Here is a 15897-nt window from a genome sequence, read left to right as displayed (position 1 = left end):
AAACATGTTGTAACTCAAACAGATCAAATGTTAAAAATATTTTGCTATCAGGTTATCAAAATTAAACAACTTAACTTGTCACCCGCATCGCTCTGTTTTTAACATCGCCTATGGAAAAAAATGGTCTGTTCAGTCAGCGCATACGCTTGCGCCATTTGCATACATTTGTGGCCGTCGCTCAACAGGGAACGCTGGGGCGTGCGGCTGAAACTCTTAACCTGAGCCAGCCTGCGCTCTCGAAAACCCTCAACGAGCTGGAACAGCTGACCGGTGCCCGTCTTTTTGACCGCGGGCGGCTGGGCGCACAGCTTACCATCGTGGGCGAACAGTTCCTTACGCACGCCGTAAAAGTGCTGGATGCGCTCAATACCGCGGGCCAGTCCCTGCATCGAAAAGAAGCGCAATCCAGTGAGGTGGTACGCGTGGGCGCCTTGCCTACCGCAGCGCTGGGTATTCTTCCGCCGGTTATCGGCCAGTTCCACAAGCAGCAGCGGCATACCACAATTCAGGTAGCCACCATGAATAACACCATGCTGCTCGCGGGGCTGAAATCGGGCGAGCTGGATATCGGAATCGGTCGCATGTCCGACCCTGAACTGATGGGCGGTCTCAATTACGAACTGCTGTTCCTGGAGTCCCTGAAGCTGGTGGTTCGTCCCAATCATCCCCTGCTGCAGGACACGGTGACGCTAAGCCGCGTTATGGAGTGGCCGGTAGTGGTGTGCCCGAAAGGGACCGTCCCCCGCCAGACCGCCGAATCCTTGCTGCAGATGCAGGGATGTACGCTCCCTTCAGGGTGTATCGAAACGCTGTCGGCCTCGCTTTCACGCCAGCTCACCCTGGATTATGACTACGTCTGGTTCGTCCCCTCCGGCGCGGTAAAAGATGATTTACGCCAGGGAACGCTGATCGCCCTGCCGATTACCTCCCCTGGAGCCGGCGAACCCATCGGCATTTTGACCAGGGTGGATACCCCCCTTTCCACGGGCGCACAGACGCTGCTGAGCGCTATCCGTAAATCAATGCCGGTATAACACCTTTTTTACCCCTCACCCTAACCCTCTCCCCTTATGGGAGAGGAGACTAGCCCGTGCGTTAATCAATTAATGCGGAATAATTCATTAACAATTGCGTAAAACAATTTAACAGTTTTATCATAACGGCGAATTCACCAAATGGTTCGCAAATCATTTTATAAAACCGAATTCACTCGTATTAATCATTATTCTTCCCGCAATTATTACCCAACTGGTACATACCCGACGCTGCGGGGGGATCGAAAGGAGAAAGACATGGCATTTGGCAGCGCGCCGCGTGGGATACCTCGTATTCTGCAGTGGCTTCTTGCCGGACTGATGATGCTCATCGGTCTGGCGGTCGGCGGGTTGGGCTTTAAGCTCGCCACCGTAGGCGGAAGTGGATACTTCCTGATCATGGGCGTGGTGATGGTGATTGCCGCGATCCTGATTTTCCTCAACCGCGCCAGCGGGATCGTGCTTTACAGCATCGCATTTATTGCCTCGCTGTTCTGGGCGGTAAGCGATGCGGGCTGGGATTTCTGGCCGCTGTTCTCTCGCCTGTTTACCTTTGCCGTTCTGGCCTTCCTCTGCGCCATCGTCTGGCCTTTCCTGCGTGCTGCGAACCGCAGCGCCGCGAACAAGGCACCCGCTTTTGGCGTCGCGGCCGTGCTCGCGCTGGCCATGCTGGTCAGCCTGGGCTGGATGTTTAAGCCGCAAACCCTCGTGGCAGCGAACGAACCCGTGCCGGTGAAACCCGTCGCACCCGGCGAGCAGCAAAAGAACTGGGAACACTGGGGCAACACAACCCACGGCGACCGTTTCGCCGCGCTGGACCAGATTAACAAGCAAAACGTCAGCTCGCTGAAGGTCGCGTGGGTTGCGCATACCGGCGATATTCCGCAGAGCAACGGCTCGGGCGCGGAGGATCAGAACACGCCTCTGCAGATTGGCGACACGCTGTATGTCTGTACCCCATACAGCAAAGTGCTGGCGCTGGACGTGGATTCCGGTAAAGAAAAATGGCGTTATGATTCCAAAGCCACCGCACCGAACTGGCAGCGCTGCCGCGGTCTGGGCTACTTTGAAGATCATGCAAACGTGACAGCGTCACAGACAGGGACATCACCAGCGGCATGCCCTCGTCGCCTGTTCCTGCCCACCACCGATGCCCGTCTGATTGCCATCAATGCGGATAACGGCAAGGTCTGCGAAGACTTTGGCGACCATGGCACCGTGGATCTGAGCGTCGGCATGGGCGAGATCAAGCCCGGGTATTATCAGCAGACCTCCACGCCGCTGGTTGCCGGGAACGTTGTTGTGGTCGGCGGTCGCGTCGCGGATAACTACTCTACCGGAGAACCGCCGGGCGTGGTGCGCGCCTACGACGTCCACACCGGTAAGCTGGCCTGGGCGTGGGATCCGGGTAATCCGAACCTGACCGGCCTGCCGCCGGAAGGCCAGACCTACACCCGCGGCACGCCGAACGTCTGGTCAGCCATGTCTTATGATGCAAAACTCAATCTGATTTATTTGCCAACCGGCAACGCCACCCCGGATTTCTGGGCGGGTGAGCGTACCGCGCTGGACGATAAGTACAGCTCCTCCATCGTCGCCGTCGACGCGGCCACCGGCCAGGTCCGCTGGCATTTCCAGACCACCCACCACGATCTCTGGGACTTCGACCTGCCTTCCCAGCCGCTGCTGTACGATCTGCCAGACGGTAAAGGCGGCACCACGCCTGTGCTGGTGCAGACCAGCAAGCAGGGCATGATCTTCATGCTTAACCGCGAAACCGGTAAGCCGGTGGCGAAGGTGGAAGAACGCCCCGTTCCGGCGGGTAACGTTGAGGGTGAACGCTACTCCCCAACCCAGCCGTATTCCGTTGGCATGCCGATGATTGGCAACCAGACGCTGACCGAATCCGACATGTGGGGCGCGACGCCTGTTGACCTGCTGCTGTGCCGCATTCAGTTTAAAGAGATGCGTCATCAGGGCGTCTTTACCCCGCCTGGTCTCGATCGTTCCCTGCAGTTCCCTGGCTCACTCGGTGGGATGAACTGGGGCAGCGTCTCCGTTGACCCGAACAACAGCCTGATGTTCGTCAACGATATGCGCCTGGGTCTGGCAAACTATATGGTGCCGCGCGCGAACGTAGCGAAAAACGCCAGCGGCATCGAGATGGGGATTGTTCCAATGGACGGCACGCCGTTCGGCGCGATGCGTGAACGCTTCCTGTCACCGCTGGGCATTCCGTGCCAGAAGCCGCCGTTTGGCACCATGTCAGCCGTTGACCTGAAAACCGGCAAGCTGGTGTGGCAGGTTCCTGTCGGCACGGTGGAAGATACCGGCCCGCTGGGCATTCGCATGCACATGCCAATCCCAATCGGTATGCCGACCCTGGGCGCGTCGCTCTCTACCCAGTCCGGTCTGCTGTTCTTTGCCGGTACCCAGGATTTCTACCTGCGCGCGTTTGATACCGCCACAGGGAAAGAGATCTGGAAAGACCGCCTGCCGGTTGGCAGCCAGTCCGGCCCGATGACCTACGTGTCGCCGAAAACCGGTAAGCAGTACATCATCATTAACGCCGGTGGCGCCCGCCAGTCGCCGGATCGCGGTGATTACGTTATCGCGTACGCGTTACCCGATAAGAAATAAGATGTGAAAAAGGGACCGAAAGGTCCCTTTTTTGTAGGTCAGATTCTGTAGGTCGGGTAAGGCGAAGCCGCCACCCGACACAACACGCCACTCAGAACGTCTCCCAGTTATCCCCGGAAACTGCCGCCGCCGGGCGCAGCGGTGCGTTCTTCGCCACTGGTGCAGAGATGACCGCGCGTCCCGACTTTGCACCGTTCAACCTAAACGCACCGACCGCCTCGGTCAGACGCGCGCCCTGTTCTTCCAGAGACGCCGCCGCAGCGGAGGCTTCTTCCACCAGCGAGGCGTTCTGCTGGGTCACTTTATCCATCTCCGAAATCGCCTGGCTCACCTGGACGATACCGCGGCTCTGCTCATCGGACGCCGCGGCGATTTCAAGCATGATGTCGGTGACGCGTTTCACCGCTTCGACGATTTCATTCATGGTGTTACCGGCGGCAACAACCTCGCCGGAGCCCTGGTCGATCAGCGATACCGATTCGTTAATCAGGCTTTCGATCTCTTTTGCGGCATTCGCACTGCGGCTTGCCAGAGTGCGCACTTCACTTGCCACCACGGCAAATCCGCGCCCCTGTTCACCCGCACGTGCCGCTTCTACCGCCGCGTTAAGCGCCAGGATATTGGTCTGGAACGCAATGCTGTTAATCACTGCGGTAATCTCAGAGATCTTCTTCGAGCTGCTGGAGATATTGCCCATGGTTTTGACCACGCCGGAGACCATCTGGCCGCCGCGGCTGGCTTTACCGGAGGCATCTTCCGCCAGCTTGCTGGCATGATGGGCGTTATCGGCGTTCTGCTTCACCGTCGCGGTCAGCTGTTCCATGCTCGCGGCGGTCTGCTCAATAGCCGCAGCCTGCTGCTCAGTGCGCGAAGAGAGATCGGTGTTACCGGCTGAAATCTCGCTGGTGCCGCGGTAGATCTCCTCCGCCCCCTGACGTACGGTGCCCACGGTATTTTCAAGCGAGTGCTGCATGGTTTGCAGATCGCGCGCCAGGCGGCCAATTTCGCTGCGCCCGACCACATCGTCCGGCATGGTCAGGTCGCCTTTGGCGATATTCTCGATACGTTTCGCTGCGCGCTGCAGCGGATTGATTACCGTGCGGCGCAGCACGACAAAGGTCATGGCCGTCAGCACCAGCGCCAGCACAAACGCGCCCACCATAAACATCAGGCCCAGCTGCGTGCGGCTGTGCGCCTGCGTCGTCAGCGCATTGGCACGGTCGGTACGGATCTTAATCGCCTTCAGCAGAACGGCGTTGTAAGCGTCATCCAGCGGGCGCGCCGTTTCGTTTTCGTGGTTGATGATCGCTTCAAACATGCCGTTTTTGGCAAATTTCACCATCGGCTGCATGCCCGCGATATAGGCGTCGTACCGCGCCTTGAGATCCGCTTCCAGCGCTTCACCCTCAGCGGTGCGCACGGCACGATTCATATAGGCGGTAAAGCTCTCCTGGGACTGCTTAATGCGCGTTTCCGCCTCGCTGATGTTCTGCTTCATGGCATCCATCTCCGCGATACGGCTTGCCGCACCGGCGTGGATCAGGTTGATACGCGCGGTTCGCAGATGGTTTGAGCTGTTCGACAGCCCCATACGCACCTGAATTTCGGATGTGACATCCTGCTGATCGCGATCGGCCTGCAGCAGGAAATAACCCGCCAGACCCGAGCTCAAGGCAAACAGAAGAATAATGCCACCGAGAATGGAGGAAAACAGCGGAACCAGCCTGATGTGATGCAAGAAGCTCAGCTTGCGCTGCGCCAGCATCGAAGTAGTGTTGTCCATGACCGTCGACTCTCTTGTAGGTAAGATGCGTAAAAACACGCCTGTTAAATAGTCATCGGCACGGCACAGATTAAGATTACGGCTAAAAACGCCGCACTGGTCACACTTTAGAGAAGATTATTAAAGAAACGCCAGCGGCGAAAAACCGCTGGCAGAAGAGTTACTTGTCGCCAAAATGGATAACGGTACGGATGGATTTTCCTTCGTGCATCAGATCAAACGCCTCGTTGATCTGCTCCAGCGGTAAGCGATGGGTAATGAACGGATCGAGCTGAATCTTGCCGACCATGGCATCTTCAACCATACCCGGAAGCTGGGTACGCCCCTTCACGCCGCCAAACGCGGAACCGCGCCATACGCGCCCGGTGACCAGCTGGAATGGACGGGTTTTAATCTCCTGACCCGCTCCGGCCACGCCAATGATGATGCTCTCGCCCCAGCCTTTGTGGCAGCACTCCAGCGCGGAACGCATCACGTTGACGTTGCCGATACACTCGAAGCTGAAGTCCACGCCGCCGTCGGTCATCTCGACGATGACGTCCTGAATCGGCTTCTCGTGATCTTTCGGGTTCACGAAATCGGTCGCGCCCATTTCACCCGCCAGCCTGAATTTCTCCGGGTTGGTGTCGACCGCGATGATACGACCGGCCTTCGCCTGCACCGCGCCCTGAATCACCGCCAGACCAATGCCGCCGAGACCGAACACCGCCACGGTATCGCCCTCTTTGACCTTTGCCGTGTTATGCACCGCGCCAATACCGGTGGTCACGCCGCAGCCCAGCAGGCAGACTTTATCCAGCGGCGCCTGCGGGTTTACCTTCGCCAGCGAGATCTCCGCGCAAACGGTGTATTCGCTGAAGGTGCTGGTGCCCATGTAGTGATAAACAGGCTCGCCGTTATAAGAGAAACGGGTTGTGCCGTCCGGCATCAGCCCTTTCCCCTGGGTGGCGCGCACCGCCTGGCAGAGGTTGGTCTTGCCGGATTTACAGAACTTACACTCGCCGCATTCCGCCGTGTACAGCGGGATCACGTGATCCCCCGGCTTCAGGCTGGTCACGCCCTCACCCACTTCCACCACAATCCCGCCGCCTTCATGGCCGAGTACCGCCGGGAAGACGCCTTCAGGATCGTCCCCCGACAGCGTAAACGCATCGGTATGGCACACGCCGGTATGGGTGATTTTGATCAGCACTTCGCCTTTCTTTGGCGGTGCCACGTCGATTTCAACGATTTTCAGCGGCTGGCCGGGACCAAATGCAACTGCAGCGCGAGATTTCATCATGTCTTCCCTTTTTGTCAGGTGTGTGGGTTTATTTTAGATAAGAGCGCAGCAAATGGCCGACTTCAGCCATGCGTACGGCTCGCTGATCCGGCGTGGTTTCCCCCGCTACCAGCTCGTCTTTGAGGTGAATTTCAACCATTTCGCCCATCAGGCCATTGGCAGCCCCGCGCACGGCGGCAATTTGCTGCAGGATGGCCAGACAGGGGTCGCCCGACTCCAGCGCGCGTTCAAGGGCATCAACCTGTCCCCGAATGCGACGGACGCGGGTAAGAATACGTTTTTTATCTTCGGGTGAATGCGGCATACGCCCTCCTGATACTATAGGGGGGTATGGTATTTTAGTTATCCGGCGATGTAAACCTTCCATTTTTGGATGCGATAGCAATAACACACCTTCAGGAACTCATCACCCGTGCAGATAAAGTACAGAAAGGTATAAGCGACTAAAATATATTGTTTTTCAATAACATTTATTGCCTAAACGGATGCTCACTCTCGTTGTTTAGTGACGTTTTCATATACAACAGGAGTTAACATATGGCATGGAACAAACATACAGCGGCGGGACATGCTTTGATGCGCAACGTTCTCTTGATGTGCCTGTTTCTTACGGGATGTTCAACACAAATGGATGCGCCGGAAAAACGTACTCATGACTTTTACAAGTTTTACCTCACTGCTTTCGTTACAGACAGCAAAGAAGATAATCTCGATTCACCAAAAATGCGTGACTATATTGCGCAAGACACACTCTCCCGACTGCAGAAAATTTCCTCTCTCTATGAACAAGAAATTATCGGTTCCGACTATTTTACCTATACGCAGGACTATGCGGCTGAGTGGATCCCTGACCTAAGCGTAAGCAATGCGATTAACTCTGCGTCCGGGAAAGTTGTTAACGTTCAGTTGGGTGTGGGTAATGAGCGGAAACTGCAGCTAAAAGTGTATCTGCGCATAGAAGACGGTAAATGGAAAATTTATCGCGTCACCGATGCGAGCCATCATTTCGAACAGTATATTTTTGACGACAGGGCGATTGCTGCCGCACAACGGTATGCGGCCAGTATAACTTCTCCATAATTAGCAAGATCGGTCAGGATTCTGGCCGTTCGGTGAGGCAAAGTGGGTCATCAGGAGGATGCAATGAACGATGCAATCAAAACGGCTTACCGCGAGCGTTTCACGATGGTGTGCGACTATATCGCCCGCCATCTCGATGAACCGCTCACGCTGGAGAAGCTCAGCGCGTTAGCCTGCTGTTCGCCTTATCATTTTCACCGGCAGTTTCTGGCATTTAGCGGTCAGCCTCTGTATCGCTATATCCAGTGGCTACGCCTGCGTCATGCTTCCTGGCGACTGGCGTTTAACCCTCAGGATAAGGTGATTGATATTGCGCTCAATGCCGGGTTCCAGAGCCCTGAATCGTTCAGTCGCGCCTTCAGAAATGCGTTTGGAAAAAGCCCGCGTCAGTTTCGGCAACAGCCGGACTGGCTGAACTGGCACCAGCGCGTACCGAAAATGACCTTTCAGGAGCAAAAAACGATGGAAGTTAAGATTGTCGATTTCCCACAGACCCGAGTGGCAATGCTGCAGCACCGTGGCAGCCCGGATCGGGTTAATGACAGCGCGGCGAAATTTATCGCCTGGCGTAAAACCACGGGCTTATCGCCAGTGCACAAAAGCAGCACGTTTGGCATTGCCTGGGATGACCCGGCAACCACGCCAGCAGACGCCTTTCGTTTCGATATCTGCGGCAGTATCGCTGAAGCCATACCAGAGAATGAATTTGGGGTTTCCAATGGTGAAATCGACGGCGGACGTTACGCCGTCGGCCGTCACACGGGTTCTCTGGATACCATTTCCGCCACGGTGTGGGCGATGTTTCGCGACTGGCTGCCAGCCAGCGGCGAAACGCTGCGCGATGCCCCGGTATTTTTCCACTACCTCAACTTTATTCACGAGGTGCCAGAACATACGCTGCAAACGGATATCTACCTGCCGTTAAATTGACGATCCCTTGTTTACCACCTTATTTCCGTTTTATCACAAGCGCTGTTATATGCCTGACTCAGGAACCACACGCATTACATAAATTATATTAGGATCCGTTACTTATGGGCCACCCGCGCCTGCCGATTGCTTGTGGCAGGCGCTACCCCGCAACTGCGCGATCTGTGCAAAAAATCAAACACACCTTTAGATAAATGACACTTACTCTGACGTATGTTCCCAGCTAGTATTCAGAAACATGACGAATTAAAGTCGCGACTTAATTGTCGCAGCACCTCTAATGCAGATAAGCCAACACGCGGAGATAAAATGCTGTTCATTTTCACAATGTTTATATTTTCACTGACGCTTTCATTTTCCCCTGGCCCCGTTAATATGGTAATTATATCGTCTGGGGCCGCTCACGGTTTTAGAAAGACCTTCTCATTTGTCTCCGGTGCAACAATAGGGTTTACGTTATTACTTATCTTTATTTGTTTCGGTTTTTACGCTGCAATCGAAAAACACCCTTTGTTTTTCCGTTACCTTAATATTGTCGGTTCTTTATTTATAATGTATCTGGGCTATAAGATAGCGTCATCCCGTCCCGATATATCATTAACAAAAACAGATTCTCCTGGTTTTGCTCAGGGTTTTGTCATGCAATGGATCAACCCTAAGGCATGGACCGCGTGCGCCTCAGGGGCAGCGATGTTTTCCGAACCCTCAAACCCTGCGACAGCATTCGTCTTTGTAACGGTCTATTTTTTAGTCTGTTACCTGTCGCTATCCGCATGGGCATTAATGGGAGCAAGGGTGTCGGTGCTGCTCAGGAGCACACAGCAGATCCGTACGTTTAACGTGTTGATGGGCGGACTGTTGCTTATTACGGCGTGTTACATGCTCGCTTTAGCATTTTAAACCCTTTATAACGAGTGAAACTCAATCGCGTTATAAATATCGTTAATCAATTTGTAGGCAATACTGCTGGTCGACATATTAGAAGGCCATACGGCATAGACTTTCAGCGGTTCTAATGACCAGTCAGGGAGTATTTCCTGCATGTCTCCACGCTTAACGTCCTCTTCGCTTAAATAACGGGGAGGTGCTGCGAGACCAATTTGTTGCCTGGCAAGCGCATAAGCGGCTTCGACATTATCTACATACACGCCAGGCGTATACGTTACGACCGCCACTTCCCCATTTTTATGGCGAAATTCCCGGCTATTCTGCCGCATATTGAGTCCAATCCATGGCAGTTGCGCCAGGTCATAAGGATGCGTAATCGTCGGGTAATGGCTGAGCAATTCCCGGGAAGCAACGACCTGGCGCGGCAGCACAAAAAGATGGCGTGCTTTCAGTGAACTGTCCGGAAGTTCGCCGATTCTAAATGCAACATCAATACCGTCAGCAATAATATCTCTGCGCGTATCACTGTAAGAGATATTCAGTACAATGCCCGGATGTCGCTTTATAAAATCGGCCAGATGCCGTGTAAACGCACTCTTTAAAAAAACGGCAGGAAGTGAAACAGTAAGCTTATTCGCCGTTGATATCGAACGCTGCTTAAATTCAATAACCCCTTGCTCATACAGCGCCAGCATCGATTTGGCCGTTTCCAGCAAATTTGCGCCATCGTGAGTCAGAGAAAGTTTGCGGGTGTTTCTGTAGAGCAGCGCGCAGCCAAGATTTTTTTCCAGCTTTGATAAATGCGTGCTTGCCGTTGCGGTTGTAAGCCCTAACGCTTCTGCCCCACCTGAAATGGATCCAGCTTCAGCAATCTTTGCAAACACTATCAGATAACGGATGTCATCAATCATTTATCGTCCTGTTGCAACGGCGTTCCTGCGAACTCCTCATTCAATCATAGAGTTACGATATCGTACTTTCCTCCCCGGTCGCATCTCTTTTTGTAGTGAGAGCTTTATCGCTCTACCAATTTTAGTGTAAAACAATAAATGTTTATTGTTAAACGATAAACTCCAGGCTAGCCTGCACGCACTTCAACTTACTTTTTGCCTGGAGAGGCATCGAATGAAAAGAAGTCTGCTGTATGGCGTTTTGCTCGCGGGGATCGCGCTTTGCGCCCCCTTACACGGTGCGGAGCTGTCCGGTTACGCGGGTCTGGGCGTCGCGGTCAGTCCCGTTTATTCGGGATCGCGGCATTACGCACCCGGACCGCTACTGAAGGGCGGCCTGAGTCTGAAGAGTAAAGACTGGGGGCAATGGGATCTCTCCACGGAGGGGCTGGCATGGACATATCACCCCGACGCCCCGTTTGCCGTGAGCCTGCTGCTGGCCTCTGATGAGGGGCGAAAAGAGACGGTTAACTATCCCTTCTCCTCTCGAAAAAACCGTGATCTCCAGGGAATGGGTGATATGGCCGACATGCTGATGGCGGGCGCGGAAATGCGTTATCAACGCGAGGACTGGACGATATGGCTGCGCGCGTTAAGTGCAACGCAAAAACACCGGTACGGTGGCGAGACGCAGCAGCTGGCGAGGACCGTGAACAGCGGCGTAAAGTCCACCCTCTGGCGCGGGCAGGACGTCGAATTTTCGGTCGCAGGTGACATCACCTGGGCGAACAGCGGCTATCAGCAGCGCCATTATGGCGTCACCGCGAACCAGTCTCAGCGCACCGGGTTTGAGGCGTATTCCCCATCTTCGGGTTTACAGGAAGCTGGAGTCGATAGCGAACTGGTCTGGCACATCAGTGAAAATCTGGCGGCTGGGGTGACCGGTCGCGCAGCCTGCCTGCTTGATGAAGCGGGTAAAAGCCCGCTGGTTAACAGCCGCATGCAGTACACCCTGTCATCAATGATCCAGTACGAGTTCTGAGGCGCAGACCATGAATAAACAGTATGTATACAGCCGCAGGCGAGTGTTAGCCGCAGGGGTGGTTTTTGTGTCGCTGATTGCCACAGGCATCTACCTGCAGCCGGGCGTCAGCACGCCGTCCCCGCGCCAGACGGGTGATGCAACCATCGTCTCGTTCCTGACGCCACTCCTCAGCGGGGCGCGTGGCAGCGTTGCCGTCGCACTTATCACGCCAAAAGGCGTGCAGTACGCCCTGTGGGACAGCGATTTTACAAAACAGTATGAAATCGCCAGCCTGACCAAAACCATGACCAGCAGCCTGTTGATTGAGGCGCAGCGACGCGGCGAGGCGACTCCGCAAACCCGCGTCGGTGAACTTATTCCGGAGATCGCAGGCCCGGCGAGCGATATTACCCTGGCGCAGTTGGCTTCACATCGCTCCGGCCTGCCGCCGCTGGCGACGTCGTTACCCGAGAAAGTTCAGGTTATTAAGTCCATCATCCTGCGTGACAATTTCTGGGACTTCGATGAGGAGACATTAATAGACATGGTGAATAAAGCCAGCGTCGAACGCCCGGCCGGATTTGACTATTCCAACACCGGTTATGCGCTGCTGGGACTGGCGCTGGCGCGTGCATCGCATCAATCTTTTGCTGACCTCCTGCAAACGCGCGTATTCGCTCAGGCGCACATGACAGGTTCTGTCGTCGCCAGTGATACAACGCCCGCCTCTTCCACGTTCAGCCGGGGTCGATCCGCTTCCGGCCTGAGCGAAGCGCCGTGGATAATGCACGCATTTACCCCTGCCGGAGGCGTGCGTTCAACCATTGTCGACATGGCCCATTACGCTCAGTCGCTGCTGGCAGGACAGCTCGCATGGCGCGACGCAATGACGCCGCAGTTTGCAACTGACGATCCCGATTCACGCGTGGGCTATGGCTGGTTCACCACACGCATTCAGGGGCGCGATATCACCTGGCATGATGGTGAATCGTCGGGGTTCGCTTCCGCTATCGCCTTCGACCGACAGCGTAAAAGCGCCGTGGTGATCCTCTCCGACACCGCGTGGCCGGTGGTTGTCCCGGCCATGCGGCTGCTATTAACCCAGTCATCTCATACAGCAGAGGCGCATCATGAACTGGATTGATATTCTCTGGGCGATACTGACCTTTGTTTCGGCCCTGCTGTTTGGGCGCGGAACGTGGGCCGCGCAGTATAAACTTCGGCTGATGAACACAATGCTGACCGTTGGGCTCATTCTTTATTGCATGGAAATGATGCAGACCATCACCCATCTGAGCAGTTCAGGCTACCTGTTCAGAATGCTCACCTGGGTGATTCAGGCGTCTTATCTCGCCTTTTGCGTCTATCATGTGTGGCCAAAACCCTGGATGAAACGCGCCGCTAACTGGCTGAACGGCGGTAAGATTGCCATCGCGCTAATGCTTATGTCATGCTTGTGCGTGCTGGTCTTAAAATAATATGAAACACTCAGGAAGGTTCGATGTGAATGGTGCGAGGGGTAAACTCAGTCTGGTGTTCATCGCAGGGGTGCTGCCGCTATTTCTCATCCTGGCATTAATCACCCCTTTATGGATTTATTTCACCGGCGAGTCGTTTTTTATTTCCACTCTGCTAAAGCTCGCCGAGGTTCAGAAAGACGATCTGGCTGTTGCAACGGTTTCGTCGCTGCGCCAGATACTCCTGCTGGCGATCCTTTATCTTCCGGCGGGGCTGTTTGCCTTTGCTGTCTGGCAGGGAATGAGCGTCACCCGGCAGGTTCGTCAAAAACAGATCCTCTCCCGGGCTCTGGCAAACAGCGTTCGCAAGATTGCCATCGCGATGTTAAGCCTTGGGATCGCACTGCCGGTCTGTCGCTTTTTGATCCCGCTGACGATCGCGTGGCCGGGACATTACTACCAGGTCACCCTTTTGCTTGGGGATTTTGTTCTGCTATTAACAGGCGGTTTGCTGCTGGTAACCTTTCACTCCCTGGTCGAAGGGATCAAAGCGGAAGAAGAAAATAAGGAGTTCATCTAATTATGGCTGTCGTGGTTCATCTGGACAAAATGCTGGTAGAGAAGAAAATGACGTCCAGAGCACTGGCAGCCTTTGTGGGGATCACTGAGCAAAACCTGTCGCTGCTCAAGTCCGGCAAGGTGAAAGGGATACGTTTTGATACGCTGGCGAAAATATGCGAGGCACTGCAGTGTCAACCGGGCGATATCCTCTCCTGGGAGCCGGACAGCCCGGAATGACGCGCCAACCCCCACTCTCTGTGGGAGTCCCCCGCACAGAGATATATCCGAAAACCACCCTGTTGGGTGCTGAAATTAACCTTTCGTCTCTCACATCCGCAAAGAACGGCTATCCTTTAATTATCAACAAAAGGAGGCAAAAATGTCTGATATCGGTACTGATAAAAACACCCAGTTTGCTGAAGACAAAGCAAAAAATAAACTTGATGAACTTGCAGGTTCGGCGCAGCAGCAGTTTGGTGAGTTCGTTGATTCACCAAAGCATCAGGTAAAAGGTGCGGCAAAAAAATATGCCGCGCAGGCCAGCGATGCTGTTTCCGATGTTACTGAAGCGGTCAGAAATAATCCCCTCACCGGCCTCGTCGCAGCGGGTGCGGTCGGTATTGTTCTCGGCCTGTTGCTGGGTCGAAAATAATAAAAGGCCCTTCGGGGCTTTATTTTTTGTTAACTGAACAACCTGACCATGCGGTCTAACTCTTCTTCTTTCACAGCACGCGATAAATAATAACCCTGAAAGTTTTTGACGCCCAGCGCGACTAATTTTTCGAATTTCTCTTCACTATCAACCCCCTCTGCAATGCAGTCTGCCCCGGTCATGTCGCTATAAATCTGTATCGCTTTAATCAAGTTATAGTCATTGTCGTTTGCCACAAAATGCTCGACAATGTCCCGATCCAGTTTGAGTCCGTCAAAATGCACCTGGCGCACCGGGAACATGGTTTGGTGGTTAGAGAAACAGTCATCCAGAAACAATCGACACCCCGTATTGCGTAAATGCCGCATGGTTTCAGGGATCCTTTTGTCCTTCGTCACGTCAATATCTTCTGCAAATTCAAAGACCAGCTTTTCGGCCCACTGCGGTTTGAGCAGCATGCCGATGGCTTTTCTCGCCATATCTGGCAAGGCATTGCCGGAAGCCAGACGAGGCGGGATATTCACTGAAAAATAGTATTTCCCGTTATACTTATTAATTCCTGATACGGCGGCATGGATGACTAGCGCCGTTATTTTTAGCCATATCTCATAACTGGAAATATCCGTAAGAAAACCGGTTGGTTTGACAATCTTACCATTCTTATTCCAGCGAATGAGTATCTCAAACCCTACACCTTTTTTATCACGATCGGTAATGATTTGATAGGCAGGAAATATCTCTTTGTTATGCAACGCATTGAAGATTTCTGCTTCCTTATCCGTAAATTCCGTTTTTTGACTTCGCCGTTTAATACTTCCCTCCGCTTTTAAATTGTGCGGATCGTGTAGCCATTGCTTAATTAACCTTAATTTCAGCACACCTTCCTTGCGGTGGGTGTAAACCGTTTTATTAGAGAGCCCCATTCTATCGCACATTTCTTTTACGGACATGCCGCGGTAGAAATTTAACAATACATCAATCTCTCTTTTTGTAAGCCATTTAATATTTTCATGCGGAGAAATATCCGTACTGCGTTCGCGTAATAAACGTGAGCGGTCCTTAAACCCGTTATGGTGGGTGTGAAAACAGGTTATTACATCTGAAACATGGGCTATACGAATTAATGACAATTGATAGCGGTTATTTAAAAGACTGCTAAGGGTGCGATACAACCAGCCATCCGGTATGTCACCATACAGGGTGACGCGTCGAATAACGGGGAGTGCATTGAGAACGGATGCCAGTCGCTTCAGGCTCTCCAGAAGATCGACAATACCTTTGCCGAGAAAAGCTACAATATGAGTATTCTGATTTATAAGGATATTTTGCAGTTCCTGTTGAGAGACCTCATCCCCCTCAAAGTGAATATGCGTGGCCTGTACTCCGTACCTGCTAAGGATCTCGCGATATCCCTGGAATGTGAACGCGCAGGCTGAAACGACAAATTTATGTTCATCGCACGCCCCATTTCTGAGAGAAACTTTGTGGATCATAACCTGCTCCTGGGCACCAAAAGCGCCGTTTCCATTTGTGAATAAATTAAATTTATTGCACACGTTGAGAACAGTAATTTTATCCTGGAGCCTCAGGGTAAGATACAGTTATCAGCCTGATTCACTGGAACATCTTTGCGTTAATCACCAGTTCGCAAATATACTTTTCTTTGCAAATAACAA

Annotated in this window: 16 protein-coding genes; 11 read left to right on the top strand and 5 right to left on the bottom strand. The window is 53.5% G+C overall.

What is annotated here, in order from left to right; translation table 11 throughout:
* Window positions 1-110: 110 nt before the first annotated feature.
* Window positions 111-1034 (top strand): LysR substrate-binding domain-containing protein, encoded by a 924-nt coding sequence (locus tag OTG14_RS07005; protein WP_024908406.1) that lies wholly within the window; start codon window positions 111-113, stop codon window positions 1032-1034.
* A 258-nt stretch (window positions 1035-1292) separates the two neighbouring features.
* A complete protein-coding gene (locus tag OTG14_RS07000) occupies window positions 1293-3674 on the top strand; it encodes a glucose/quinate/shikimate family membrane-bound PQQ-dependent dehydrogenase (protein WP_267214800.1) in 2382 nt (793 codons plus the stop codon).
* A gap of 91 nt (window positions 3675-3765) precedes the next feature.
* Here the strand turns inward: OTG14_RS07000 and OTG14_RS06995 are convergent, their stop codons facing one another.
* The 3 genes from OTG14_RS06995 to OTG14_RS06985 all read right to left on the bottom strand — a co-directional run bounded on the left by OTG14_RS06995 (window position 3766) and on the right by OTG14_RS06985 (window position 7043).
* On the bottom strand, window positions 3766-5457 hold the full coding sequence (locus OTG14_RS06995) for a methyl-accepting chemotaxis protein (protein WP_267214799.1): 1692 nt from the start codon (window positions 5455-5457) through the stop codon (window positions 3766-3768).
* A 160-nt stretch (window positions 5458-5617) separates the two neighbouring features.
* Window positions 5618-6736 (bottom strand): S-(hydroxymethyl)glutathione dehydrogenase/class III alcohol dehydrogenase, encoded by a 1119-nt coding sequence (locus tag OTG14_RS06990; protein ID WP_021242543.1) that lies wholly within the window; start codon window positions 6734-6736, stop codon window positions 5618-5620.
* A 31-nt stretch (window positions 6737-6767) separates the two neighbouring features.
* Window positions 6768-7043, bottom strand: a complete 276-nt coding sequence (locus tag OTG14_RS06985) for a metal/formaldehyde-sensitive transcriptional repressor (protein ID WP_021242544.1) — start codon at window positions 7041-7043, stop codon at window positions 6768-6770.
* Window positions 7044-7276: 233 nt separating this feature from the next.
* Here OTG14_RS06985 and OTG14_RS06980 point away from each other — a divergent pair, with 233 nt between their 5' ends.
* From OTG14_RS06980 to OTG14_RS06970, 3 genes are all read left to right on the top strand, one after another.
* Entirely contained in the window at window positions 7277-7819 is a 543-nt protein-coding gene (locus OTG14_RS06980) for a YqhG/Tai3 family protein (RefSeq protein WP_267214798.1), read from the top strand.
* 63 nt (window positions 7820-7882) lie between these two features.
* A complete protein-coding gene (locus tag OTG14_RS06975; protein ID WP_267214797.1) occupies window positions 7883-8749 on the top strand; it encodes an AraC family transcriptional regulator in 867 nt (288 codons plus the stop codon).
* Between the two features lie 309 nt (window positions 8750-9058).
* Window positions 9059-9649, top strand: coding sequence for a LysE family translocator (locus OTG14_RS06970; RefSeq protein WP_267214796.1), 591 nt, complete (start codon window positions 9059-9061; stop codon window positions 9647-9649).
* Window positions 9650-9654: 5 nt separating this feature from the next.
* On the opposite strand, the gene OTG14_RS06965 is transcribed toward OTG14_RS06970, so the two are convergent.
* Window positions 9655-10548, bottom strand: a complete 894-nt coding sequence (locus OTG14_RS06965) for a LysR family transcriptional regulator (protein WP_267214795.1) — start codon at window positions 10546-10548, stop codon at window positions 9655-9657.
* Window positions 10549-10762: 214 nt separating this feature from the next.
* On the opposite strand from OTG14_RS06965, the gene OTG14_RS06960 reads away from it, so the two are divergent.
* The 6 genes from OTG14_RS06960 to OTG14_RS06935 all read left to right on the top strand — a co-directional run bounded on the left by OTG14_RS06960 (window position 10763) and on the right by OTG14_RS06935 (window position 14221).
* Window positions 10763-11569, top strand: coding sequence for a MipA/OmpV family protein (locus OTG14_RS06960; RefSeq protein ID WP_267214794.1), 807 nt, complete (start codon window positions 10763-10765; stop codon window positions 11567-11569).
* 10 nt (window positions 11570-11579) lie between these two features.
* Entirely contained in the window at window positions 11580-12695 is a 1116-nt protein-coding gene (locus OTG14_RS06955) for a serine hydrolase domain-containing protein (RefSeq protein ID WP_267214793.1), read from the top strand.
* The gene (locus OTG14_RS06950) at window positions 12682-13029 is read left to right on the top strand and encodes a hypothetical protein (RefSeq protein ID WP_267214792.1); all 348 of its coding nucleotides are present in this window, start codon (window positions 12682-12684) and stop codon (window positions 13027-13029) included. The genes OTG14_RS06955 and OTG14_RS06950 overlap by 14 nt, the downstream gene beginning before the upstream one ends.
* A gap of 1 nt (window position 13030) precedes the next feature.
* Complete coding sequence (locus tag OTG14_RS06945) at window positions 13031-13588, top strand: DUF2975 domain-containing protein (RefSeq protein WP_032645327.1); 558 nt, start codon at window positions 13031-13033, stop codon at window positions 13586-13588.
* Window positions 13589-13590: 2 nt separating this feature from the next.
* On the top strand, window positions 13591-13806 hold the full coding sequence (locus tag OTG14_RS06940) for a helix-turn-helix domain-containing protein (RefSeq protein WP_024908393.1): 216 nt from the start codon (window positions 13591-13593) through the stop codon (window positions 13804-13806).
* Between the two features lie 142 nt (window positions 13807-13948).
* Window positions 13949-14221 carry an ElaB/YgaM/YqjD family protein gene (locus OTG14_RS06935; RefSeq protein ID WP_024908392.1) on the top strand — a complete coding sequence of 91 codons (273 nt, stop codon included), beginning with the start codon at window positions 13949-13951 and terminating at the stop codon, window positions 14219-14221.
* Between the two features lie 29 nt (window positions 14222-14250).
* On the opposite strand, the gene OTG14_RS06930 is transcribed toward OTG14_RS06935, so the two are convergent.
* On the bottom strand, window positions 14251-15714 hold the full coding sequence (locus OTG14_RS06930; protein ID WP_148768780.1) for an EAL domain-containing protein: 1464 nt from the start codon (window positions 15712-15714) through the stop codon (window positions 14251-14253).
* Between the last annotated feature and the right edge of the window lie 183 nt (window positions 15715-15897).

The sequence above is a fragment of the Enterobacter pseudoroggenkampii genome (assembly GCF_026420145.1).
Classification (GTDB): domain Bacteria; phylum Pseudomonadota; class Gammaproteobacteria; order Enterobacterales; family Enterobacteriaceae; genus Enterobacter; species Enterobacter pseudoroggenkampii.
Note: the sequence above shows the minus strand (reverse complement) of the source record. Positions and strands in the feature narration are given on the sequence as shown.

Coding starts and splice junctions, on each gene's coding strand:
- OTG14_RS07005 (WP_024908406.1), top strand. CDS start 111: ATGGAAAAAAATGGTCTGTTCAGTCAGCGCATACGCTTGCGCCATTTG.
- OTG14_RS07000 (WP_267214800.1), top strand. CDS start 1,293: ATGGCATTTGGCAGCGCGCCGCGTGGGATACCTCGTATTCTGCAGTGG.
- OTG14_RS06995 (WP_267214799.1), bottom strand. CDS start 5,457: ATGGACAACACTACTTCGATGCTGGCGCAGCGCAAGCTGAGCTTCTTG.
- OTG14_RS06990 (WP_021242543.1), bottom strand. CDS start 6,736: ATGAAATCTCGCGCTGCAGTTGCATTTGGTCCCGGCCAGCCGCTGAAA.
- OTG14_RS06985 (WP_021242544.1), bottom strand. CDS start 7,043: ATGCCGCATTCACCCGAAGATAAAAAACGTATTCTTACCCGCGTCCGT.
- OTG14_RS06980 (WP_267214798.1), top strand. CDS start 7,277: ATGGCATGGAACAAACATACAGCGGCGGGACATGCTTTGATGCGCAAC.
- OTG14_RS06975 (WP_267214797.1), top strand. CDS start 7,883: ATGAACGATGCAATCAAAACGGCTTACCGCGAGCGTTTCACGATGGTG.
- OTG14_RS06970 (WP_267214796.1), top strand. CDS start 9,059: ATGCTGTTCATTTTCACAATGTTTATATTTTCACTGACGCTTTCATTT.
- OTG14_RS06965 (WP_267214795.1), bottom strand. CDS start 10,548: ATGATTGATGACATCCGTTATCTGATAGTGTTTGCAAAGATTGCTGAA.
- OTG14_RS06960 (WP_267214794.1), top strand. CDS start 10,763: ATGAAAAGAAGTCTGCTGTATGGCGTTTTGCTCGCGGGGATCGCGCTT.
- OTG14_RS06955 (WP_267214793.1), top strand. CDS start 11,580: ATGAATAAACAGTATGTATACAGCCGCAGGCGAGTGTTAGCCGCAGGG.
- OTG14_RS06950 (WP_267214792.1), top strand. CDS start 12,682: ATGAACTGGATTGATATTCTCTGGGCGATACTGACCTTTGTTTCGGCC.
- OTG14_RS06945 (WP_032645327.1), top strand. CDS start 13,031: ATGAAACACTCAGGAAGGTTCGATGTGAATGGTGCGAGGGGTAAACTC.
- OTG14_RS06940 (WP_024908393.1), top strand. CDS start 13,591: ATGGCTGTCGTGGTTCATCTGGACAAAATGCTGGTAGAGAAGAAAATG.
- OTG14_RS06935 (WP_024908392.1), top strand. CDS start 13,949: ATGTCTGATATCGGTACTGATAAAAACACCCAGTTTGCTGAAGACAAA.
- OTG14_RS06930 (WP_148768780.1), bottom strand. CDS start 15,714: ATGATCCACAAAGTTTCTCTCAGAAATGGGGCGTGCGATGAACATAAA.